The sequence below is a fragment of the Isoptericola hypogeus genome, from assembly GCF_039531145.1.
In the GTDB taxonomy this organism is placed as follows: domain Bacteria; phylum Actinomycetota; class Actinomycetes; order Actinomycetales; family Cellulomonadaceae; genus Isoptericola; species Isoptericola hypogeus.
Genome location: NZ_BAAAPM010000004.1, coordinates 245,395 through 267,525 on the forward strand (window position 1 = coordinate 245,395; position 22,131 = coordinate 267,525).

19 protein-coding genes are annotated in these 22,131 nt (G+C 74.2%); 10 read left to right on the forward strand and 9 right to left on the reverse strand.

What is annotated here, in order from left to right:
- The first annotated feature begins 19 nt into the window (after nt 1–19).
- The 8 genes from ABD254_RS12480 to ABD254_RS12515 all read left to right on the forward strand — a co-directional run bounded on the left by ABD254_RS12480 (nt 20) and on the right by ABD254_RS12515 (nt 9,398).
- The gene (locus ABD254_RS12480) at nt 20–613 is read left to right on the forward strand and encodes a TetR/AcrR family transcriptional regulator (RefSeq protein WP_344248739.1); all 594 of its coding nucleotides are present in this window, start codon (nt 20–22) and stop codon (nt 611–613) included.
- A gap of 94 nt (nt 614–707) precedes the next feature.
- Nucleotides 708–1,682: a bifunctional riboflavin kinase/FAD synthetase gene (locus ABD254_RS12485; RefSeq protein WP_344248740.1), complete on the forward strand. Its 975-nt coding sequence runs from the start codon at nt 708–710 to the stop codon at nt 1,680–1,682.
- 320 nt (nt 1,683–2,002) lie between these two features.
- On the forward strand, nt 2,003–3,835 hold the full coding sequence (locus ABD254_RS12490; protein ID WP_344248741.1) for a peroxidase family protein: 1,833 nt from the start codon (nt 2,003–2,005) through the stop codon (nt 3,833–3,835).
- A gap of 159 nt (nt 3,836–3,994) precedes the next feature.
- Nucleotides 3,995–4,264 (forward strand): 30S ribosomal protein S15, encoded by a 270-nt coding sequence (rpsO, locus tag ABD254_RS12495; protein ID WP_344248742.1) that lies wholly within the window; start codon nt 3,995–3,997, stop codon nt 4,262–4,264.
- A 235-nt stretch (nt 4,265–4,499) separates the two neighbouring features.
- Nucleotides 4,500–6,737, forward strand: a complete 2,238-nt coding sequence (locus ABD254_RS12500; RefSeq protein ID WP_344248743.1) for a polyribonucleotide nucleotidyltransferase — start codon at nt 4,500–4,502, stop codon at nt 6,735–6,737.
- 7 nt (nt 6,738–6,744) lie between these two features.
- Nucleotides 6,745–8,073, forward strand: a complete 1,329-nt coding sequence (locus ABD254_RS12505) for a M16 family metallopeptidase (RefSeq protein ID WP_344248744.1) — start codon at nt 6,745–6,747, stop codon at nt 8,071–8,073.
- An 84-nt stretch (nt 8,074–8,157) separates the two neighbouring features.
- Nucleotides 8,158–8,925, forward strand: coding sequence for a 4-hydroxy-tetrahydrodipicolinate reductase (gene dapB, locus ABD254_RS12510; RefSeq protein ID WP_344248745.1), 768 nt, complete (start codon nt 8,158–8,160; stop codon nt 8,923–8,925).
- Complete coding sequence (locus ABD254_RS12515) at nt 8,922–9,398, forward strand: hypothetical protein (RefSeq protein WP_344248746.1); 477 nt, start codon at nt 8,922–8,924, stop codon at nt 9,396–9,398. Before dapB ends, ABD254_RS12515 begins: the two co-directional genes overlap by 4 nt.
- Here the strand turns inward: ABD254_RS12515 and ABD254_RS12520 are convergent.
- From ABD254_RS12520 to ABD254_RS12535, 4 genes are all read right to left on the reverse strand, one after another.
- Nucleotides 9,376–9,900, reverse strand: coding sequence for a hypothetical protein (locus tag ABD254_RS12520; protein ID WP_344248747.1), 525 nt, complete (start codon nt 9,898–9,900; stop codon nt 9,376–9,378). The two genes, ABD254_RS12515 and ABD254_RS12520, sit on opposite strands and share 23 nt — an antisense overlap.
- An 80-nt stretch (nt 9,901–9,980) precedes the next feature.
- On the reverse strand, nt 9,981–11,159 hold the full coding sequence (locus ABD254_RS12525) for an MFS transporter (protein WP_344248748.1): 1,179 nt from the start codon (nt 11,157–11,159) through the stop codon (nt 9,981–9,983).
- Between the two features lie 103 nt (nt 11,160–11,262).
- Nucleotides 11,263–13,164, reverse strand: a complete 1,902-nt coding sequence (locus tag ABD254_RS12530; RefSeq protein WP_344248749.1) for a glycoside hydrolase family 3 protein — start codon at nt 13,162–13,164, stop codon at nt 11,263–11,265.
- Nucleotides 13,164–14,483 carry an MFS transporter gene (locus tag ABD254_RS12535; RefSeq protein WP_344248750.1) on the reverse strand — a complete coding sequence of 440 codons (1,320 nt, stop codon included), beginning with the start codon at nt 14,481–14,483 and terminating at the stop codon, nt 13,164–13,166. Before ABD254_RS12535 ends, ABD254_RS12530 begins: the two co-directional genes overlap by 1 nt.
- 152 nt (nt 14,484–14,635) lie before the next feature.
- Between ABD254_RS12535 and ABD254_RS12540 the strand changes: the two genes are divergently transcribed.
- Nucleotides 14,636–15,283 carry a TetR/AcrR family transcriptional regulator gene (locus ABD254_RS12540; protein ID WP_425553764.1) on the forward strand — a complete coding sequence of 216 codons (648 nt, stop codon included), beginning with the start codon at nt 14,636–14,638 and terminating at the stop codon, nt 15,281–15,283.
- A gap of 83 nt (nt 15,284–15,366) precedes the next feature.
- On the opposite strand, the gene ABD254_RS12545 is transcribed toward ABD254_RS12540, so the two are convergent.
- The 5 genes from ABD254_RS12545 to ABD254_RS12565 all read right to left on the reverse strand — a co-directional run bounded on the left by ABD254_RS12545 (nt 15,367) and on the right by ABD254_RS12565 (nt 21,077).
- Complete coding sequence (locus ABD254_RS12545) at nt 15,367–17,676, reverse strand: aryl-beta-d-glycosidase (protein WP_344248782.1); 2,310 nt, start codon at nt 17,674–17,676, stop codon at nt 15,367–15,369.
- A gap of 102 nt (nt 17,677–17,778) precedes the next feature.
- The gene (locus ABD254_RS12550) at nt 17,779–18,288 is read right to left on the reverse strand and encodes a GNAT family N-acetyltransferase (protein WP_344248752.1); all 510 of its coding nucleotides are present in this window, start codon (nt 18,286–18,288) and stop codon (nt 17,779–17,781) included.
- Nucleotides 18,289–18,323: 35 nt separating this feature from the next.
- Nucleotides 18,324–18,644, reverse strand: coding sequence for an AzlD domain-containing protein (locus tag ABD254_RS12555; RefSeq protein ID WP_344248753.1), 321 nt, complete (start codon nt 18,642–18,644; stop codon nt 18,324–18,326).
- Nucleotides 18,641–19,417 (reverse strand): AzlC family ABC transporter permease, encoded by a 777-nt coding sequence (locus ABD254_RS12560; protein WP_344248754.1) that lies wholly within the window; start codon nt 19,415–19,417, stop codon nt 18,641–18,643. The genes ABD254_RS12555 and ABD254_RS12560 overlap by 4 nt, the downstream gene beginning before the upstream one ends.
- Before the next feature lie 187 nt (nt 19,418–19,604).
- A complete protein-coding gene (locus tag ABD254_RS12565) occupies nt 19,605–21,077 on the reverse strand; it encodes an NAD-dependent succinate-semialdehyde dehydrogenase (RefSeq protein ID WP_344248755.1) in 1,473 nt (490 codons plus the stop codon).
- Between the two features lie 109 nt (nt 21,078–21,186).
- Here ABD254_RS12565 and dapA point away from each other — a divergent pair, with 109 nt between their 5' ends.
- On the forward strand, nt 21,187–22,122 hold the full coding sequence (gene dapA, locus ABD254_RS12570) for a 4-hydroxy-tetrahydrodipicolinate synthase (protein WP_344248756.1): 936 nt from the start codon (nt 21,187–21,189) through the stop codon (nt 22,120–22,122).
- The last annotated feature ends 9 nt before the right edge of the window (nt 22,123–22,131 follow it).

Here is a 22,131-nt window from a genome sequence, read left to right on the forward strand (position 1 = left end):
CCGGGAGCCAAGGGGTCCGATGCCGCGAGTCACCGAGGAGCACCGCGAGGCGCGGCGCGCGCAGATCCGCGCCGCCGCCCTGCGGGCGTTCACCGCCAAGGGGTACCAGCGCGCCTCCATCTCCGACGTCGTCGCCGAGTCGGGGCTCTCCGCAGGCGCGATCTACGGCCACTACGACGGTAAGCAGGCGCTGTTCGCTGCCGTCGCCGAGGAGGTGCTCTCCCGGCGAGGCTCGGAGATCGAGGACGCCTCGCGCGACGGCAGCCCGCCGTCGCCCCTCGAGGTGCTCACCCTCCTCACCGGCGGGATGACGCGTGATCTCGAGGACGGCCGCGTGCTCGTCCAGCTGTGGGCGGAGGCGACCGTCGACCCCGTGATCCACGACGTCGTCCAGGAGGTCGTCGGGCAGCTGCGGGGCGTCCTGCTGGACGCGCTGCGCGCCTGGTTCGGAACGCGCCCCGACCTCGCGCCCGACGGACCGGACGCCGCCGCGCAGCTGCTGATACCCGCGATGCTGGGCCTCGGGCAGGGGTTCCTCATGCAGCGCGCGCTGCTCGACGACTTCGATCCGGACCAGTACCTGGCCGCTGCCGCGACGGTCTTGCCGGCATGACGCCGCCGGCGCGGCCGGCGTCGGTCTATCCTTGACGGTCGGCACCCGGCGCGGGTGCCGACCAGCCGATCCTCGACGAGACGGAGCGCGACGCGTGCAGGTGTTCACGGGCCTGGACCAGGTCCCGGGCGGCTTCGGACCGTCGATCGTGACGATCGGCAACTTCGACGGCGTCCACCGCGGGCACCAGGCCGTGCTGGAGCGCCTGGTGCGGCTCGCGCGGGCCGACGGCAGGCACGCCGTGGCACTGACCTTCGACCCGCACCCCGCGGTCGTGCACCGCCCCGACAGCGCGCCCGACCTGCTCACCGGCCTGACCGACCGGCTCTCCCTGCTCGGGCGCACCGGGCTCGACGCCGTCCTGGTCGTGCCCTACACGCTCGAGCTGGCCGCGCAGACGCCGGAGGAGTTCGTCACGCGCTACCTCGTCGAGGGGCTGGGCGCCCGCACGGTCGTCGTCGGGCACGACGTGCGGTTCGGCAAGGGCAACGTCGGCACGCTGGCCACCATGGTGGAGCTCGGCGGGCAGCACGGCTTCGAGGTCGTGGCCGTCGACGACGTCGGCGACTGCCTGCCCGCCGCCGACGGCGCCGGCCAGCGGTGGTCGTCGTCCGCCGCCCGTGCGCTCCTGGCCGAGGGCGACGTTGCACAGGCGGCCGAGATCCTGGGGCGCCCGCACCGTGTGCGGGGCGTCGTCGTGCACGGTGACGCCCGTGGCCGCGAGCTCGGCTTCCCGACGGCGAACCTCGGCGGCATCGAGGGGATGGTGCCGGCGGACGGCGTGTACGCCGGCCGCCTCCTGCGCCCGCTCCTCGCCGAGACCGCGCCCGGGCACGCCGACGCCGACCTTCCGGCCGCCATCTCCATCGGCACCAACCCGACGTTCGACGGCGTCGAGCGGCGCGTCGAGGCGTACGTGCTGGACCGCACCGACCTCGACCTGTACGACGAGCCGGTGGTGCTCGAGCTCGTGGAGCGGCTCCGTCCGACGCTCCGCTTCGACGGTGTCGGGCCTCTGGTCGCGCAGATGCGCGACGACGTCGACCGGGCGCGCGACATCCTGCGCTGACCGCCGCCGGGTGCGGGTGAATTCCCGCCCGCCGTGTCACAGGCCCGTCCGCGGGCGTTCTGTCCTGGTGAGGCCAGGTGGACCCTGGTCACAGATCGCGCGATCTGGTCGCGACGCGCCACGCCTCCTCTCCCTGCCCTTGCGGCGGCGTGCGAGCGCCGCACCGCATGTCCGGGCCGTCCCGTCGGCAACGCCGTCGGGACGGCCCGGACGTGCGGCACTGGCGTGCCCGGCGGTGTCCGGGCACCCGCCCTCGAGAGAGAGGCAGATCCATGGCGGCTCGACCGACCGATCTCAGCACCAACCCCGTCGGACGCACGGTGCGTAGCACCGGACACGGAAGCACCGTCGTCCCCGTCGTGCCCGACCTCGACGGCTCCGACCCGCGGCTGTCCAGCGCGACGCTGCTCCCGGGCACGGCCAAGGCCATGCGCGACGACTACGTCAACGGCACGTTCAAGGCGACGACTGCGTTCGACTACCTGTTCGGGGACCTGCGCGGCGACCCCGGCGCCCACTTCCCCTCCGGCGACGACGACATCCCGAGGATCCTGGCGGCGCTGAACAAGCTCGGCGACGGCATGGTGGAGATGTCGGGCCCCGACGGCTCCCGGGACTCGGTCGTCCCCGCCGTGTACACGTACTGGGGCCAGTTCATCGACCACGACATCACCCTGAACACCAACGGCCCCGACACGACGGGCGACCCGGGGACCGGCGACCTCGTGCTCGGGGACATCGTCGACGAGGACTTCCGCGTCGTCCCGCCCGACGAGGTCGTGACGTCCCTGCGCAACGGCCGGCACCCCGCGCTCAACCTGGACAGCCTGTACGGCAGCGGCCCCCGGTTCCCGGACGAGCCGCCGCGGCCTCCGACGCGCAGCGAGGCGGCCTACTCGTCCAGCGATCCGGCGAAGCTCGCGCTCGACCGGGTGTCCGGCGACCCGGTGGCCTTCGGGACCCTCGCGTTCTCTCTCGTCGAACCCGGCACGGACGCCCAGCGCGACCTGCCGAGGTACTCCCAGGAGGACGTCGACGCGTTCGACGGGCCGACGGCCGACCGCCCCACGGTCGGACAGCCGAAGATCCCCGACCAGCGCAACGACGAGAACCTCGTCGTCGGTCAGTTCCACCTCGGGATGATCCGGTTCCACAACGCGGTCGTGGACTGGGTCCGCGAGAACGAGCCCGAGGTCGTCGAGCCGCGCGCGGTCTTCGAGCGGGCGCAGGACCTGGTGCGGTTCCACTACCAGTGGCTCGTCGTCAACGACTACCTGCGCACGCTGACCAAGCCCGGCGTGCTCGACCAGGTGCTGCTGTCGGACACGCTGATGTTCGCGCCACCGCACCCGATCGCGATGCCGCTCGAGTTCGCCGTGGCCGCGTTCCGGTTCGGGCACTCGATGGTGCGCGGGGTCTACGACTTCAACGTCAACTTCACCGGTGATGGTCCCGGCGGGATCGCCACGCTCGACCAGCTCTTCCAGTTCACCGGCAACGGGGGCCTGGGAGCGCCCCCGCCGAACCGGGGACGGGTGCTGCCGTCGAACTGGCCGATCGAGTGGTCGCGGTTCGTCGTCAAGGGCGACGCCCTCGGGCTACGCGCGGCCCGCAAGATCGACACCTTCCTCGCGGGACCGCTGTCCGACATGCGCAACGAGGGGAACGGCCTCGCCGACCGGGTGAAGGAGATGCTCAAGCATCTCGCCCGGCGCAACCTCGTGCGCGGCTACTGGCTGTCGCTGCCGACCGGGGAGAAGGTCGCGGAGGCCCTGGGCGTCGAGCCGCTGACGGCCGGGCAGCTCCGGTCCAACACCTTTCCCCAGGTGGTGCAGGCGCTGGACGAGCTCGAGGCGACACCGCTCTGGTTCTACGTGCTCAAGGAGGCCGAGCTCCAGGGGAACGGCAACTTCCTCGGCGAGGTCGGGAGCCGGATCCTCGCGGAGACCTTCGTCTACCTCCTGCGGAAGGACGAGGGTTCCTTCCTCGAGGCGCCCGGTGGCTGGACGCCGGCGGACGGCGTACGGCTGGAGAGCGGCCGTCTCATCGTCACGCTGCCGGACCTCCTGATGTTCGCCGGGGTGCTCCCGCAGCCCGACGGGACGTTCCGCGAGGTCGGCGGGAGCCCGGCCGGGCACGACGGCGACGCGTGAGCGGTTCGCACGAGCGCCGCGTGAGCAACGTCGCGCCGCCCGCCGGATCCTGGCGGGCAGCGCGCTGGTAGCATGGTGGGGCCGTCAGATCGGCCGCGGATCCAGAGCGCCCCGGTGAATCAGTCCCGGAGCACCGCGCAACGACACCAAGGAGAGCCCATGCCGCTCGACTCTGCCACCAAGCAGTCCATCATGTCCGAGTACGCGACCCACGAGGGCGACACCGGCTCGCCCGAGGTGCAGATCGCGATGCTCTCGCAGCGCATCAAGGACCTCACCGCGCACCTCAAGGAGCACAAGCACGACCACCACAGCCGTCGTGGCCTGCTCCTCCTGGTCGGCCAGCGCCGCCGCCTGCTCGGCTACCTGCAGAAGATCGACATCGAGCGCTACCGCGCGCTGATCGAGCGCCTCGGTCTGCGCCGCTGACTCCGCCGCCAGCCCGGTCCCTGCCTCAGGGGCCGGGCTGTGGTGTGATGTCATTGTTCCCGTGACGGGCGACCCCGCCCGCACACCACCACCGCGCGGCCGGTATCTCGTCCGGTCCTCGGTAGTGGCCTCCCGAACCCACCGCGAGCTCCCTCGGAGCGCGGGCGGGGATCCGTGGGCCTCGATCGAAGACCGCCGAGCCGTGGCCGCGCCCTCGAGATCAAGGAGGGCACCCGTGGAGGGTCCCGAGATCCAGTTCGCCGAGGCCGTCATCGACAACGGCCGCTTCGGCACCCGCACCGTCCGCTTCGAGACGGGCCGCCTCGCCCGCCAGGCCGCCGGCTCCGTCGCCGCGTACCTGGACGGCGAGACGATGCTGCTGTCGGCCACGACGGCCGGCAAGCACCCCAAGGAGCAGTTCGACTTCTTCCCCCTCACGGTGGACGTCGAGGAGCGCATGTACGCCGCGGGCCGCATCCCCGGCTCGTTCTTCCGCCGCGAGGGCCGTCCCTCGACGGAGGCGATCCTCGCCTGCCGCCTCATCGACCGCCCGCTGCGCCCCCTGTTCGTCAAGGGCCTGCGCAACGAGGTCCAGGTCGTCATCTCCGTGATGGCGATCCACCCGGACGACGCCTACGACGTGCTGGCGATCAACGCCGCGTCCGCGTCGACGCAGATCTCCGGCCTGCCGTTCTCCGGCCCGGTCGCGGGTGTGCGCATCGCGCTCGTCGACGGCCAGTGGGTCGCGTTCCCGAAGTACTCCGACCTCGAGCGGGCCGTGTTCAACATGGTCGTCGCGGGCCGGATCGTCGGCGACGACGTCGCGATCGCCATGATCGAGGCCGAGGCCTCGGACAACGCCTGGAACCTCATCAAGTCCGAGGGCGCCTCCGCGCCGACGGAGGAGGTCGTCGCCGAGGGCATCGAGGCGTCCAAGCCGTTCCTCAAGGCCCTGTGCGAGGCGCAGGCCTCGCTCGCCGCCCAGGCCTCCAAGGAGGTCCGGGAGTTCCCGGTCTTCCCGGAGTACCAGCCCGACGCGTACGCCGCCGTCGAGTCCGCCGTGGCCGCGCCGCTGCGCGACGCCCTGGCCATCGCCGACAAGCAGGACCGCGAGAACCGCCTCGACGAGCTCAAGGCGCAGATGCTGGGTGAGCTCCAGGACGGCTTCGACGGCCGCGAGAAGGAGCTGTCGGCCGCGTACCGCTCGCTGCAGAAGCAGCTGGTGCGCCAGCGCGTCCTCACCGACGGCGTCCGCATCGACGGTCGTGGGCTCGCGGACATCCGCACCCTCTCGGCCGAGGTCGAGGTCCTCCCGCGCGTGCACGGCTCCGCCCTGTTCGAGCGCGGCGAGACGCAGATCCTCGGCGTCACCACGCTGAACATGCTGCGCATGGAGCAGCAGATCGACTCGCTCGGGCCGGTCACGCGCAAGCGCTACATGCACAACTACAACTTCCCGCCGTTCTCCACGGGCGAGACGGGCCGCGTCGGCTCGCCGAAGCGCCGCGAGATCGGGCACGGCGCCCTGGCCGAGCGTGCGCTCGTTCCGGTGCTGCCGAGCCGCGAGGAGTTCCCCTACGCGATCCGCCAGGTGTCCGAGGCCCTCGGCTCCAACGGCTCGACGTCGATGGGCTCGGTCTGCGCCTCGACGCTGTCGCTGCTCAACGCCGGCGTGCCGCTCAAGGCGCCGGTCGCGGGCATCGCGATGGGCCTCGTCTCCGACACGGTCGACGGCGAGACCCGGTACGCCGCGATGACCGACATCCTGGGCGCCGAGGACGCGTTCGGCGACATGGACTTCAAGGTCGCCGGCACGCGCGAGTTCGTCACCGCCATCCAGCTCGACACCAAGCTCGACGGCATCCCGGCGTCGGTCCTCGCGGCCGCGCTGGGCCAGGCGCGCGACGCGCGCCTGACGATCCTCGACGTCATCGCCGAGGCCATCGACGTGCCGGACGAGATGTCCCCGAACGCCCCGCGCGTCATCTCCGTGAAGGTGCCGGTCGACAAGATCGGCGAGGTCATCGGGCCCAAGGGCAAGATGATCAACCAGATCCAGGAGGAGACGGGCGCGGACATCTCCATCGAGGACGACGGCACCGTCTACATCGGCGCCACCGACGGCCCCTCGGCCGAGGCCGCCCGCGCGGCGATCAACGCGATCGCAAACCCGCACGTCCCCGAGGTGGGCGAGCGGTTCGTCGGCACCGTCGTCAAGACGACGTCGTTCGGCGCGTTCATCTCGCTGTCGCCGGGCAAGGACGGTCTGCTGCACATCAGCCAGATCCGCAAGCTCGTGGGCGGCAAGCGCGTGGAGAACGTCGACGACGTGCTCTCGATCGGCCAGAAGGTCCAGGTCGAGATCGGCGAGATCGACCCGCGCGGCAAGCTCTCGCTCGTCGCCGTCACGGAGGACGAGAAGGCCGCCGACGAGGCGCCCGAGGCGCCGGCCGACGCACCCGCGGAGGCCTGACGCTCCGATGACCTGGCACCTTCCGCTCGTCCCCGCGGGCGAGCCCGGTGCCGACCTCACCGCCGGGCAGGACGGCGCGACGATCCGTCGCACCGTCCTGCCCGGCGGCGTCCGTGTGCTCACCGAGCAGATGCCGGGCCTGCGCTCGGCGACGGTGGGCGCCTGGGTGGGGGTCGGCTCGCGGGACGAGTCCGACGGGCACTTCGGCTCCACGCACTTCCTCGAGCACCTGCTGTTCAAGGGCACCGCGCGCCGGTCCGCCATGGACATCGCCGAGGCGTTCGACGCCGTCGGCGGCGAGGCCAACGCGGCCACGGGCAAGGAGCACACCTGCTACTACGCCCGCGTGCTCGACACCGACCTGCCGATGGCGGTCGACGTCATCGGCGACATGGTGACCTCGGCGCGCCTCGACGACGACGAGCTCGAGACCGAGCGCGGCGTCATCCTCGAAGAGCTCGCGATGAACGACGACGACCCGGGCGACGTCGTGCACGAGGAGTTCTCCGCCGCCGTGCTCGGCAGCCACCCCCTCGGGCGGCCGATCGGCGGCACCCCGGACACCATCCGCGCCGTCCCGCGCGACGCGGTCTGGGAGCACTACCGCTGGCACTACCGGCCGGAGACGCTCGTCGTCGCGGCCGCCGGCGGGGTCGACCACGACACGCTGGTCGGGCAGGTCACCGACGTGCTCACCGCCGGAGGGTGGGAGCTGGACGCCGCCGGCCTGCCGCGCGAGCGCCGTCCCGTCGCCGCCCAGACGCAGGGCGTCCCGACCGAGGGTGTCGAGCTGACCGTCCGCCGCCAGGTGGAGCAGGCCAACGTCATCGTCGGGTCCACCGGCCTGGCGTCCACCGACGACCGGCGCTTCACGCTGTCGGTGCTCAACGCGGTGCTCGGCGGCGGCATGTCGTCGCGGCTCTTCCAGGAGATCCGGGAGCGCCGGGGCCTGGCCTACACCACGTACTCGTTCGCGTCCGGCCACGGAGGGCTCGGAACGTTCGGCCTGTACGCGGGCTGCTCGCCGGCCAAGGTCGACCAGGTGACCGAGCTGCTCGTCGAGGAGCTCGAGCGGCTCGCCGCCGACGGCATCACGGATGCCGAGCTGGAGCGCAGCGTCGGCCAGCTCTCGGGCGGCCTCGTGCTCGGCCTGGAGGACTCCGGGTCGCGGATGAGCCGCCTCGGCAAGGCGGAGCTCGTCTACGGCGAGCTGCTGAGCGTCGAGGAGTCGCTGGAGCGCGTGCGCGCCGTGACCTCGGCCGACGTGCGCGAGCTGGCGGCCGACCTGGCGGCACGGCCCCGGTCCGTCGTCCGCGTCGGGCCGTTCGGCGACTGAGGATTGGCCGGTCGAGCCTGTCGGGACCACGGACGGGTCCCGGCACGCTCGACCGGCGAGGCGAAGAACGAGATCGGAGAATCCATGAGCACGATCCGCGTGGCCGTCCTGGGGGCGTCCGGGCGCATGGGCGCCCAGACCTGCGCCGCGGTCGAGGCGACCGACGGGCTGGAGCTCGTGGCCCGCGTCGGGCGGGGCGACGACGTCGCCGCGGCCGTGCGCGAGTCCGGCGCCGACGTGGCGGTGGACTTCACCGTCCCGGGCGCGACCGAGGCCAACGTGCACGCGCTGCTCGACGCCGGCGTGCACGTCGTCGTCGGGGCGACGGGGTGGGACGACGCGTCCCGGGGTCGCGTCGTCGAGCACCTGGAGCGCGTGAACGCCGGGCGGCCGCACGGCCTGGGCGTGCTCATCGCCCCGAACTTCGGGCTCAGCGCGGTGCTCGCGATGACGTTCGCCGCGAAGGCGGCGCGCTACTTCGAGTCCGCCGAGGTGGTGGAGCTGCACCACCCCGACAAGGTCGACGCGCCGTCGGGCACGGCGCGGCACACGGCCGCGGCGATCGCGCGGGCCCGCGCGGAGGCCGGGCTGGGCGCGATGCCGGACGCCACCGAGACCGGGCACGAGGCCCGGGGCGCGGACGTCGACGGCGTGCGGGTGCACGCGGTGCGGCTCCGCGGGCTGGTGGCGCACGAGGAGATCCTCCTCGGCAACGCGGGGGAGCAGCTCGTCATCCGGCAGGACTCTTTCGACCGGGCGTCGTTCATGCCCGGCGTGCTGCTCGCCGTGCGCGAGGTCGGGTCCCGCCCCGGTCTGACGGTGGGGCTCGAGCACGTGCTGGACCTGTCGTGAGCGCCGCACCGCGGCGCCGGCTCCCGCGCGGGCTGGCCGGGGCCGTCGCGGTCACGGCGCTGCTCGCGCTGTACGTCGTAGCGATCGCGGGCCGCGGGCTGGCGATGATCCGCGACGGCCAGCCCGCGCTGGTGGCGATCGGCGTCGCCGTGCTGGTCATCCCGCTGCTCGTCATCGGGCTGATCGTGCGCGAGTTCCTGCTCGCCGCCCGCGTCCAGCGGATGGCGGACACGCTCGCCGCAGCCGGTGAGCTGCCCGTGGACGACCTGCCGCGCTCGCCCGGCGGGCGCGTCGACCGCGCCGCCGCCGACGCGGCGTTCGACGAGCGGCGCGCCGGCGTCGAGGCGGACCCCGAGAGCTGGCAGGCCTGGTACCACCTGGCGTTCGCCTACGACGCCGCGGGCGACCGCCGCCGGGCGCGTGAGGCGCTCCGCAAGGCCGCGGCGCTGTTCACGACCGCGCCCGCGGCCTGACGGGAGCCCCGACGGGCGGCCCGATCGGCGCGGCGTCGGGCAGGCGCGTCCAGCAGTACAGGGCGTGCCGGGCGTCGGCCGCGCGGGCGGCGAGCGCGCCGAGCGCGAGCACGGCGGTGGCGACGGCCCCCGCCGGCGCCCAGGCCAGCTCGGGCGCGCCGGACCAGCGCCTCGCGACGTCGGCGAGGCGGCTCGGGGAGGCGGCCGCGAGCGCGGCGGTCAGGTGGTCGGAGACGGTGACCACCCACGGGCCCTCGTCGCCGGCCGCGACGACGAGCGATCCATGGCGCGGGTGCGCCGTCACCTCGGGGTACGGCAGCCCGCACACCACCTCGGCGAGCGTGCCGATCATGACGAACGGCTCGATCGACGGCAGCCGGACGGTGTCGAACAGCGGCTGACCCGATCCCCGGGCGGTCGTCGACGGCCCCTCGTCCTCGCGGACGACCGTCGCGGCCAGCGCATCGGTGGGTGCCGCGAAGTAGTCGGTCAGGATCCTCATGCCACCCACGGTGGCAGCGCGGTGCTACGGGGGTGTCACCCCGGGGTTACCGTCCCGGACCTGTTCGGCCCGCACGCTCCTCAGGGCTCGCGCGGGAACGCCGCCGGCGCGAGGAGCACGACGACGAGCGCGACGGCGACGATCGCTGCGCCGGTGAGCGCGAGGGTCTGCGAGCCGGGGCCCGCGATGACGGCGGCGCCGACGGCGGCACCGACGCCGATGCCGAGGTTGGAGGAGCCGTTGACGAACGCGCCGACGAGGTCCGGGCTCGCGCCCCGGGTGCGCAGGGCTGCGGCCTGGGTGGTGGCGGGCACCGCGCCGAACGCGGCGAGCCACACCCCGCCCGCGACCAGGATCCCGGCGACGGACGAGAGCGTGAACGCGATCACCACCAGGGTGGCGGCGATGGTCCCGATCGCGGCGACGGCGACGGCGCGCGGCGCACGGTCCAGGTAGCGGGCGGCGGCCCACAGCCCGACGAGCCCGACGGCCCCGAACGCGAGCAGCACCGGCCCGACCGCCTCGGGCGCCAGCCCGGCCGCCAGGAGCAGGGGCGAGACGTACGTGTACACGGTGTAGTGGCCGGCGAACAGCACCGTGATGGCGAGCACGACGAGCGCGAGCCGGCCCCGTCCCGGGCGCGGGCCGGAGCCCGCGGCGCGGGCCGGCTCGACCGTCACGGCGGGCAGGAGCCGGGCGACGAGCAGCGACGACACGAGGCACAGCGCGGCGAGGATCCCGAACGACCACCGCCAGCCGACGGCCGTGCCGAGGGACGTGGACAGGGGCACGCCGAGGACGAACCCGATCGTCCCGCCCGCGGTGACCAGGGTGAGGGCCCGCCCCGTGTAGAGCGGCGCGACGAGGCGCGACGCGTACGCGATCGACACGGAGAAGAACACGGCGTGCGCCAGCCCGCCGAACGTGCGGCCCACGGCGAGCACGGCGTACGAGGGCGCGAGCGCGACGACCAGGTTGCTCCCGGCGTAGGCGACCAGCGTGCCGAGCAGCAGCGGCTTGCGGGCGAACCCCCGCGTGGCCACGGTGAGCGGCACCGCGGCCGCCGCGACGACGAAGGCGTAGACCGTCACCAGGAGCCCCGCCGCGGACTCCGAGACGCCGACGCCGGCGGAGATCTGCGGCAGCAGGCCGACGGGCAGCATCTCGGTGGTGATGGCGACGAAGTTCGTGACCGCCAGGACGGCGATCCCGGCCGCGGCGTCCCGGATCGTACGGGCAGGGACGGGGGAGTGGGCCACCGCGCCATCCTCCCATCTGCGCCGAACAGGCGGTTGACACCGCGATCGGCCCGCGGAGCGTGCGATCAGGTGTCAACCGCCTGTTCGGCGTGAGTCGGAGGGCTCAGATGTCGAGGCCGTGGCCGAACCGGAACAGCGGGTCCGCGGTGTCGAAGGGGACGTCCTCGCGGGACGCCTCGACGGCTGCGGTGGACCGCGGCAGGTCGAACGGCAGGCGGCCCTCCGGCGGCACGACGCCGGCGAGGGCGTCGAGCAGCGCGGGGGTGGACGCCCCGAAGTTCACGACCAGGGTGCCGGTCTCGCCGAGCGCGTCGAGCACCGGGGCGAGGATCGCCGGACGGTCCAGGTAGACGTCGACCACGGTCGGCACCTGTGCTGCGACGTCGGCGACGTGCGCCACGACGTCCGCGCCGAACTCGAGCGAACCGGCGTGGAAGAACCCCTCGAAGCCCGGTCCGCGGTCGTCGTACGGGGCCTTGAGGCGCAGCAGCGCCACGTCCGCCTCGGCGGGGGTGGCGACGAGCGTCGCGCCGCCCGGCACTGAGCCGTGGGCCGGGCCGTCGGTCGGGACGTCGCCCAGGCCGGCGGCGCCCTCCACGTAGACGCGGGTCCCGCGCGCCAGCGGCAGGCGCGCGGCGCCGGACGCCGCGGACGCCAGCACAGTGACGGACCGGGACTGGGCGCGGCGCCCGGCGGCGACCAGGTCCGGGTGCCCGACGACGGCCTCGGCCGCGTCGGCGTCGACGTACCGGGCGTCGTCGAACAGCCCGAGCTCGAGCTTCTCCCGCAGCAGGCGGGCGACGGACTCGTCGACCCGCGCCTCGGAGAGGCGCCCGGACCGGACGAGCTCGACGACGAGCTCGGGGCACGCCTCGCCGCCGAGCTGGTCGGCGCCCGCCGCGAGGATCTTCTCGAGACGGTCGATCGGCGCGAGGTGCTCCACTCCCCACGCGCGGGCCGGGAAGGGCTGGCCCATGATCTCCGCGTCGGACACCAGACCCCAATCGGTGCAGACCACGCCGTCGAAGCCGAGCTGCTCGCGCAGCAGGCGCGTGAGGATCTGCTTGCTGAAGCCGAAGCCCACCGGCTCGACCGCCTCGGTGCCGTGGCCCAGGTCGGCCTCGAGGCCCACCGGCATGCCGTAGTACGGCATCATCTGCCGCGTGCCGGCGGCCAGCAGCTCCTTGAACGGCTCGAGGTGCTCGGCGAAGCGCCCGCCGGGGTAGACCTGCTCGCGCCCGTAGGCGAAGTGCGGGTCCTCGCCGTCCTTCTGCGGGCCGCCGCCGGGAAAGTGCTTCGTCATCGTCGAGACGGAGTCGGCGCCGAACTCGGCCGGCAGGCCCGCCTCGCGGGCGACCTCGCCCGTCGCCTGGAAGCCGCGCACGTACGCTGCGCCCAGGCGACCCGTCAGCCCGGCGTCCTCCCCGAACGTGCCGTTGGCGCGGGCCCAGCGCGGCTCGGTCGCGAGGTCGACCTGCGGGTGCAGCGCCGTCCGGATGCCCACGGCGAGGTACTCGCGGCGCGCGGCGTCGGCGTGCTCCTCGGTCAGGCGCTCGTCGCGGGTCGCGGCCAGGCCGAGGGTCTCGGGCCACTGCGAGAACGGCCCGGACAGCAGCGCGGTGCCCGGGTTGTCGGTGAACGCGTGCCGCGGGTCGGTGGACACCGTCACGGGGATCCCGAGCCGGGTCGACGCCGCGAGCTCCTGCAGGCGGTTGTGCCAGAGGGCGAACTCCCGTGCCGTGGCCGGGGCGGCGAGCACGTTGAAGTGCGTCATCTGCCGCTTGACCAGCATGTCCGTGGTGGCGGGCACGCCCATCGCGGACGGGCCCTCGGACAGCGTGCCGCCCTCGCCCACCTCGATCATGGTCTGGAAGAGCTGGCCGGCCTTCTCCTCGAGCGTCATGCGTCCCAGCAGGTCCGCGACGCGCTCGGCGACGGGGCGCGACGCGTCCCGGTACGGCGCGTCGGCGGGGGCGGTCTCGGTGGTCGCGCGGTCGGCGGTCATCAGCGGGCTCCTCGGATGAACATGGTGGCCACGGCGCCGAGGGCGACGATGACCGCGGAGATCGAGAACAGGGCGGTGTAGTTCTCGCCCACGCCGCCGATGGCGAGGAACGCGGGGGCGAGGGCCGGCGCGACGGACTGGGGCAGGGCGTTGGCGATGTTGAACACGCCCATGTTCTTGGCGGCCTCGGTGTCCGCGTTCGGCAGCACGTCGGTGACGAGGGCGAGGTCGACGGCGAAGTAGGCGCCCAGGCCGGCGCCGAACAGCGACGCGCCCAGGTAGAGCATCTCCGGGGCCTGCGCGACGGCGAAGACCAGGAGTCCCGCACCGGCCAGCAGGGTGGCGACGACGACGAAGACCTTGCGGCGGCCCGTGCGGTCGGACAGCACGCCGCCCAGGAGCGACGCCACGACCATCACGGCCGCCTGCACGACCATGAGGCGCAGCTGCCAGCTCAGCGCGGTGGCGTTGTCGTACCCGAACCGGTCGGTGAGGAAGTACAGCTGGTAGGTGTTGTAGAGCGCGAAGCCGAACAGCATGAGGAAGCGGCCGAGGAAGGTCCACGCGAAGTCAGGGTGCTTGCGCGGCGATACCCAGAAGCCCTTGAGGAAGGCGCCGAGCTTGAAGGTGTCGACGTCCGCAGGGTCGAGGTGGCGGTCCTTGAGCACCGCGACAAGGGCGAGCATGCCGATCACGGCGAGGAATGTCGGGACCAGGAAGATCCAGATCTCGTCGGTGCCGGCCGCCGTGAACGCGAACGCGAGCCCGATGCCGACCAGCGGCGCGAGGTTCTGGCCCATGCCGAGCAGGCTGGAGACGCGGGCGCGCTGCGCCTCGGCCACCTGGTCCGGCAGGATCGCCTGGAGGGCGGCCTGCGCGCCGTTGAAGGCCGTCTGCGCCACGGCCCAGCCGATCACGACCACCCAGATCGACGGGGCGAATGCGATGAGCAGCAGCCCGACCGCGCCGAGCAGGACGCCCCAGAGCAGCCACGGGCGCCGCATGCCCAGCCGGGAGGTGGTGCGGTCGGACAGCGCGCCCGCGAGCGGGTTCGCGACGAAGGCGAAGAACGCGCCCACGCCGGTGACGAGGGCGAGGTTGGTGGCGCGCGTCTCCGGCGTGGACAGGGCGTCGACCTTGAGCGCCAGCGTGCTCACGACGGGCGTGAGCACCGCGATGTACATCGCGAAGAACGCCACGACGTAGGCCACCACGACGCCCGTGCGGGCGGCGCGGGCGACGCCGGGGGAACCGGGAGCGGGCGCCCCCGCGGTGACGGCCGCCGCGCCGGGCGGGGTCGAGGCCTGAACGTCTGCCATGGACGACTCCTGTGTCTCGGGGCGGGCCCGTCGGCGGGCCCGCACCTTCCATCAATGCCTACCAAGTGGTCGGTGTCCATAAGCTACCGCATGGTAGGCATTGGCTGCAAAGCTCCTGCTGGCCGGGTCGCGGGTGGCGCGGAGAGGGCACAATGGCGGGCGTGAGCGAGACGACGACGGAGAGCGGGACGGCGCCCCGGCGCGGGTACGCCAAGGGCCGGGCCAAGCGCGAGGAGATCCTGCAGGCGGCGATCGTCATGTTCGGCGAGGTCGGGTACCACGGGGCGTCGCTGCGGGAGATCGCGTCGCGGGTCGGCATCTCCCACCCCGGGCTGCTGCACCACTTCCCGACCAAGGCCGCGCTGCTCGAGGCCGTGCTCGAGCACCGCGACGAGATCGACTTCGCCGACTTCGACCGGGACCTCGAGCAGGGGCGGACGATGTTCGACGCCCTGCTGCGGCTGGTCCAGCGCAACGCGCTGCGGCGCCCGGTCGTCGAGGTGTTCGCGGGGCTCGCCGCCGAGGCCACGTCGCCCGACCATCCCGCCCACGACTACTTCGCCCAGCGCTACCCGACGACGGTGCGCAGGATGCTGACCGAGCTCGAGCGACGGGCCGGGGCGGGGACGCTGCGGCCCGGCATCGAGCCGGCGGTGGCGGCCCGCACGATCGTGGCGCTCATGGACGGGCTGCAGATCCAGTGGCTCTACTCGCTGGACGGGCCGCGCGACGCCCGGGTCGACATGGCCGCGGATCTCAAGACCTACCTCGACCTCATCGTCGTCGACCCGGCTTCCTGAGCCGTCGACGCCACAACGCCGGTCGAGCCTGTCGAGACCAGGTCTCGACAGGCTCGACCGGCGGATGTCGCGCGACGCCGGGATCAGCCGTTCGCGGCCTCGATCAGCTGCCCGAGCGCCCCGCGGTCCAGGCCGGCCAGGCCGAAGTCGGCGATCACCGCGAGCGGCATGTCCGTGGCCATCGCCAGCATCACGGGGTCGATGGTGGCCCCGTCGAGCCCCGCGCGGACCACGGGCCCGGCCACCGGGTGCTGGAGGGCCTCGCCGAGCGTGGACAGCTCACCCAGGGGCAGCGTGACGTCCTCGCCGTCGACGTCGACCGACACCTGGGCGCGCAGGTCGCGCGACGACGCGCCGACCGCCACGACGAACTCCCCGCCCTCGACGACCCAGCGCCGCAGCACCGGGTGCCAGTAGGACAGGTCGCGGGCGTCGAGGTCGAACGCCACGACCCGCGAGGCGCCCGGCGCCAGGGGCACCTTGGCGAAGGCCTTGAGCTCCCGCTCCGGGCGCTGCACCTGGGCGACGGGGTCGCCCACGTACACCTGCACGACCTCGGCGCCGGCGACCGCACCGGTGTTGGTCACGCGCACCTGCACGCGCACGGCCGCGTCGGCGCCCGAGCCCGTGACCTGCGCCGCGACGTCGTCGTACGCGAACGTCGTGTACGACAGGCCGTGCCCGAACGGGTAGGCGACCTCCATGCGGCGCGCGTCGTACCAGCGGTAGCCGACGAGCACGCCCTCGCCGTAGCGCACGTGGCCCAGCTCGCCGGGGAAGTTCCCGTACGACGGGGTGTCCTCGAGGCGCAGCGGGATCGTCTCGGTGAGCTTGCCCGACGGCGTGACGGCGCCGTTGAGCACGTCCACGATGCCGGAGCCGCCGGCCTGGCCGCCGAGCCAGCCGACCAGCAGCGCCGGGACGGCGTCCCGCCAGCCGGACACGGAGATCGCCGAGCCGCCCGCCAGCACGACCACGACGCGCGGGTTGGCGGCGGCGACCGCCGTCAGCAGCGCGACCTGGTCGGCCGGGAGGTCGAGGTGCTCGCGGTCGTAGCCCTCCGACTCGTAGGCGGCCGGGAGCCCGAGGAAGACGACGACGGTGCCGGCGCCGCGCGCGGTCGCCACCGCCTCGGCGACCAGCTCGTCGGCCGGGCGGTCGTCCGCGGGCCCCTCCGCCAGCGTGTAGCCGGGCGCGAACGGCAGGTCGGTGCCGGCCGCCTCGCGGAGCGCGGTGAGGGCGTCGTCGAGGCGCGTCGGGTTGACCTGCGACGAGCCGGCGCCCTGGTAGCGCGGGGTGCGGGCGAGCTCGCCGATCACGGCGACGTCGGCCGGCGCGGCCAGCGGCAGGAGGGGGGCGCCGTCGACGGGCTCGTTCTTCAGCAGCACGGTGCCGGCGGCCGCGGCCTCGCGGGCCAGGGTGTGGTGCGCGTCGATGTCGAACGAGTCGTCCTCGGCGCCGGTCGAGCGCAGCGCGGGCAGCGAGCGGGCGACGAGCTGCAGGACCCGGCGCGCGGCGGCGTCGACGGCCGCCTCGTCGAGCTCGCCGGCGCGGACCGCGGCGACGACCTGCGCGTCGGTGCGGCCCCCGCTGGACGGCATCTCCAGGTCGAGGCCCGCCGCGACGCCGGCGACGCGGTCGCGCACGGCGCCCCAGTCCGAGACGACGAGGCCCTCGAAGCCCCACTCGTCGCGCAGCACGGTCGTCAGGAGCCAGTCGTGCTGCGAGGCGTACACGCCGTTGACCTTGTTGTACGCGCACATGACGGTCCACGGCTGGGACCTGGTGACGACCCGCTCGAAGGCGGGGAGGTAGATCTCGCGCAGGGTCCGCTCGTCGACGTCGGCCGACACGCGCATGCGGTCGGCCTCCTGGTTGTTGGCCGCGAAGTGCTTGAGCGACGTGCCCACGCCCCGGGACTGGATGCCGTCGACCAGTGCGGCGGCGAGGTCGCCGGCGACGACGGGGTCCTCGGAGAAGTACTCGAAGTTGCGGCCGCACAGCGGGGAGCGCTTGATGTTCACGCCCGGACCCAGGAGGACGGCGACGTCGTGGGTGCGGGTCTCGCGGCCCAGCGCCTCGCCGACGCGGCGCAGCAGGTCGGCGTCCCAGCTGGAGCCCAGCGCGGCCGCGGTGGGGAAGCAGGTGGCGGGCACGCTGCCCCCCAGGCCGAGGTGGTCGGCGCTCTCGTCCTGCTTGCGCAGCCCGTGCGGGCCGTCGGTGACCATGACCGACGGCACGAGCGTCTCGCCGTCGCGCTCCACCGGCTGGGTGTGCCAGAAGTCGAGGCCCGACAGGAGCGAGGCCTTCTCCGCGAGCGTGAGCTCGGCGAGCACGCGCTCCACGTCGAAGGGACGGTCGGTGGTGGCGGGCCGCGGTGCGGACTGGTCCAGGGTCACGGAGGCACTCCCTCGGGGTCGACGAGCGCGCCGGTGGGCGCGCGCCGGCCAGCCTACCAAGAAACCTACCGCGCGGTAAGAAACGGTCCGGGGGCCTCAGATGCCGGCGGACCACCGGTGCTCGACGACGTCGCGCACGCCGGTGGCGAGCACCCGCCGCGTGCCGTCCGGGCCCAGCCCGGCCGCGGAGAGGAAGCGCTCGCGGGCCGAGTCGTCGTCCAGGACCCAGGTGGCGACCGTGTCCGCGCCGTCGGTGCGCAGCCGGTCGACGGCGGCCGCGAGCAGCCGCGAGCCGTGGCCGCCACGCTGGTGGGCGGGGTCCACCTCCAGCGCGAGGACCTGACCGGGCGCGACGGCCGCGAAGCCCACGACGTCGGGCCCGGCGAGCGCGACGAAGACGGCGAAGCCCGGGCCCGGGGGCGACGAGATCGCGCGGGCCCACCGGTCCTGCATCGCGGCGGTGTCCAGCGCGTCGACGACGCCGTCGCCGAGCGCCACCTCGTGCGTGGCCCGCCACGCGGCCACCTGGACGCGGGTCATCGGGGCTTCGTCGCCCGGGACGGCGGGCCGGACCGAGACGTCGGCCGTCTCGCGGAAGAGTGCCATCGGGCCACCCTATGCGGCGGCACCGCCCGCCCGGGTCAGCCCCAGCCCAGCGCGCGCAGGCCGGCGGCCGTCGCCGCCGCCAGCACCACGACGAGGATGAAGGGCGCCCGCAGGGCGAGGGCGAGCGCGGCCACGGCGAGGGCCGGGACGCGCGCGTCCACGACGACGGCCTGGCCGTCCGCGAACGTCTGCACGACCACGAGGGACACGAGCAGCGCGACCGTGACGAGCGTCGAGGTGCGCTGCACGCGCCCCGCCGCGAGCCAGTGCTCCGGGATCAGGTGCCCGGCGAGCTTGAGCGCGAAGCTCGCGAGCGACGCGACCAGCACGGTCGCCCACAGGACGGTGGTCGTCATCGGCCCTCCTCGGCATCCTCGTCGACGGCGCCACGGCCGCGGCGCCCGTCGGTGTCCCCGTCGGTGCCCCCGCCGGTGGCCGCCGCTGTCCTCGGCGGGCCCGACACCAGCCCGACGACGATCGCCACCGCGGCGGCGGCCAGCACCGGGACGCCCGCGGGCACGAGCGGGATCAGCGCCGCGGAGACGGCGACCGCGAGCGCGGCGACGAGCTGCGCGCGACGCTCGGCGAGCCGCGGCCACACGAGCGCGAGGAACGCCGCCCCGGCGGCGGCGTCGAGCCCCCACGCCCGCGGGTCACCGAGCGCGTCGCCGGCCAGCGCCCCCACGAGCGTGAAGGCGTTCCACAGGACGAAAACCCCGACGCCGGTGGTCCAGAACCCCGCACGGGTGGCGGCGGGGTCGCGCTGGCCGACCGCCACCGCCGTCGACTCGTCGATCGTGAGCTGCGCCGCGGCCAGACGCCGCCACCCGCGCACCCCGAGCAGCGGTGACACGACGGCGCCGTAGAGGGTGTTGCGGACGCCCAGCATCGTCGACGTCGCCACGGCCGCGAGCGGCGAGCCGCCCGCGGCGACCACGCCGATCAGCGCGAACTGCGACCCGCCCGAGAAGAGCAGGAGGCTCAGCGCCATCGTCTGCGGCACGCTCACGCCCGCCACCACCGACAGCGCCCCGAACGAGATCCCGTAGAGCCCGGTCGCGACCGCGACGGACGTCCCCTGCCGGACGGCGGCGCGCACCGCCGGGTCCCGCTGTCGCACTGGTGTCACGCGCGCCAGGAAACCACGACTCTCCTGGCGTGGAGAAACGACCGACGTGCGGGCGGCGGCGGTCAGCGAGCGGGCGGGCCTCGCGGACCTTCTCGAGACGCTCGACGACGGCCGGCCGGCCGCGGGCGGGACGTCCTCGTCGATTCCTCGGACGGCCCGGTCGACCCGGGGCGGGCTCCGGACGGTCTCAGAGCGCGACGTAGACGGTCTCGAGGTACTCCTCGAGCCCGGCCTCCCCGCCCTCGCGCCCGAGCCCGGACTGCTTCACGCCGCCGAAGGGAGCGCTGGCGTCAGAGACCATGCCGCGGTTGATGCCGATCATCCCGGCCTCGAGCTCGTCGCTCGCGCGCATCGCGCGGTCGAGGGAGGTGGTGTACGCGTACGCGGCCAGCCCGTACTCGGTGGCGTTCGCCAGCGCGATCGCCTCGTCGTCTTCGGCGAACGCGACGACGGGCGCCACCGGCCCGAAGATCTCCTCGCGCACGACCCGGGCGTCGGCGTCCACGCCCTCGAGGACCGTGGGCTCGTAGAAGCTCCCCGGCCCGTCGGGGCGGGTGCCGCCGGTGAGGACCTGGGCCCCACGGTCCGTGGCGTCGGTCACCAGGTGGTCGACCTTCTCGACCGCGCGCGCGTCGATCAGCGGCCCCACGTCGACGCCCTCCTCGGAGCCCGCGCCCACGCGCAGGTGCGAGAACCGGTCGGCCAGCCGCCGGGCGAACTCGCGCGCGAGCGAGTCGTGCACGAGGAACCGGTTGGCCGCGACGCACGACTGACCGGCGTTGCGCAGCTTGGCGACGGTGGCGCCGTCGATCGCGGCATCGAGGTCGGCGTCCGCGAAGACGACGAACGGGGCGTTGCCCCCGAGCTCCATGGAGCAGTTCAGCACCTGGCCCGCCGCCTGCTGCAGCAGCGTGGCGCCCACCGCCGTCGACCCGGTGAACGACAGCTTGCGCAGCCGCTCGTCGGTCAGGAGCGGGCCGACGACGTCGCCGGCGCTCGCGGTCGGGACGACGTTCACGACGCCCGCCGGCAGCCCGCGGTCCGCCAGCTCGGACCGGATCACCTCCGCGACGAGCATCGTCGTCAACGGCGTCGCGTGCGCCGGCTTGATCACGACCGTGCAGCCGGCGGCGAGAGCGGGCCCGATCTTGCGGGTCGCCATGGCGATGGGGAAGTTCCACGGCGTCACGAGCAGGGCGGGGCCCACGGGCCGGCGGTGCACGAGCTGGCGGTTGGCCCCCGCCGGGGCGGTGCGCGCCAGCCCCTCGGCCCGCACGGCCTGCTCGGCGTACCAGCGCAGGAAGTCGGCGCCGTAGAGCACCTCCGCGCGCGCCTCGGCGAGCGGCTTGCCGCACTCGGCGGTGATGAGGGACGCGAACGCGTCCGACCGGGCGACGATCCGCTCGTAGACGGCGCGCAACAGCTCGGAGCGCTCGCGCGGCGCGACCGCGCGCCACGCGGCGGCCGTGTCGGCGGCCGACGCGAGGGCGCGGCGCGCGTCCTCGGGCGAGGCGTCGGCGACGTCGAACAGGACCTCGCCGCTGGCGGGGTCGGCGACCTCGAACGTGCGCCCGCCGGTGGCCGGACCCCAGTGCCCGCCCGCGAGCATGCCCGTCGGCAGGTGCGCGACGAGTGCGGGGGACAGCGGCGGTGCGGTCATGGCACCGAGTATGCACGGGCGGCCGTCCGCTCGACATGTGACAGGACACCCCGTCGGGAGCACCCTCGGCGCGGTCCCTGGCCACCGTCCGCCCGGTACGGTTGACCCCATGACGTCTGCCCCGACCCACGTGCGCCCGTTCGGCGCCGTCCTGACCGCGATGGTCACCCCGATGAACGTCGCGGGGGAGGTGGACCTCGACGCCGCGGCCCGCCTCGCGAAGCGTCTGGTCGACGACGGCAACGACGGTCTGGTCCTGTCGGGGACGACGGGGGAGTCCCCCGTCACGCATGCGCCCGAGAAGGCGGACCTCGTGCGGGCGGTCGTCGACGCTGTCGGCGACCGGGCGTTCGTGCTCGCGGGGGCGGGCTCCAACGACACCGTCCACGCGGTGCGGATGGCGGAGCAGGCCGCCGAGGCCGGCGCGCACGGGCTGCTCGTCGTCTCGCCGTACTACTCGCGCCCCACGCAGGAGGGCCTGTACCGGCACTTCGCGACGGTCGCCGACGCGACCGACCTGCCCGTCATGCTGTACGACGTCCCCGGCCGCACCTGCGTCCGGATCGCGGCGTCGACGTACGAGCGCATCGCCCGGCACCCGCGGGTCGTCGCGACGAAGGACGCCACCGGCGACGTGGCCGCGGCCGCGCGTCTGGCGGCCGAGACCGGCCTCGCCTGGTACTCGGGCGACGACAGCCTGCTGCTGCCCTTCCTGTCCGTCGGCGGCGCGGGCATCGTCTCCGTCTCCGCGCACGTCGTGGGCGCGGCCTTCGCCGAGGTCGTGCGCCGCTGGGACGCCGGGGACACCGCGGGCGCGCTCGAGGCGTTCCTGCCGACCCTGCCGGTGATCGAGGCGATGAACGGCGCCGGCGCCCAGGCCGTCATGGTCAAGGCCGCGCTCGAGGTGCTCGGCGTGCTCGACAACCGCGAGCTGCGCCTGCCCAACGTCGCCGCGTCCGACGTCGACGTCGCCCACGTGCGCGACGCGCTCGCCGCGGCCGGACTGCTCGAAGACGCCCGGACGGGCGCACCCACACTTCCGTAATACCGACTG

Bases quoted from the DNA above. Each gene is read 5' to 3' on its own strand.
- ABD254_RS12555 (WP_344248753.1), bottom strand. From the start codon at position 18,644: ATGACGACCACCGTCCTGTGGGCGACCGTGCTGGTCGCGTCGCTCGCG.
- ABD254_RS12530 (WP_344248749.1), bottom strand. From the start codon at position 13,164: ATGACCGCCGACCGCGCGACCACCGAGACCGCCCCCGCCGACGCGCCG.
- ABD254_RS12480 (WP_344248739.1), top strand. From the start codon at position 20: ATGCCGCGAGTCACCGAGGAGCACCGCGAGGCGCGGCGCGCGCAGATC.
- ABD254_RS12520 (WP_344248747.1), bottom strand. From the start codon at position 9,900: ATGAGGATCCTGACCGACTACTTCGCGGCACCCACCGATGCGCTGGCC.
- ABD254_RS12535 (WP_344248750.1), bottom strand. From the start codon at position 14,483: ATGGCAGACGTTCAGGCCTCGACCCCGCCCGGCGCGGCGGCCGTCACC.
- ABD254_RS12565 (WP_344248755.1), bottom strand. From the start codon at position 21,077: ATGACCGCACCGCCGCTGTCCCCCGCACTCGTCGCGCACCTGCCGACG.
- dapA (WP_344248756.1), top strand. From the start codon at position 21,187: ATGACGTCTGCCCCGACCCACGTGCGCCCGTTCGGCGCCGTCCTGACC.
- ABD254_RS12505 (WP_344248744.1), top strand. From the start codon at position 6,745: ATGACCTGGCACCTTCCGCTCGTCCCCGCGGGCGAGCCCGGTGCCGAC.
- ABD254_RS12550 (WP_344248752.1), bottom strand. From the start codon at position 18,288: ATGGCACTCTTCCGCGAGACGGCCGACGTCTCGGTCCGGCCCGCCGTC.
- rpsO (WP_344248742.1), top strand. From the start codon at position 3,995: ATGCCGCTCGACTCTGCCACCAAGCAGTCCATCATGTCCGAGTACGCG.
- dapB (WP_344248745.1), top strand. From the start codon at position 8,158: ATGAGCACGATCCGCGTGGCCGTCCTGGGGGCGTCCGGGCGCATGGGC.
- ABD254_RS12540 (WP_425553764.1), top strand. From the start codon at position 14,636: ATGGCGGGCGTGAGCGAGACGACGACGGAGAGCGGGACGGCGCCCCGG.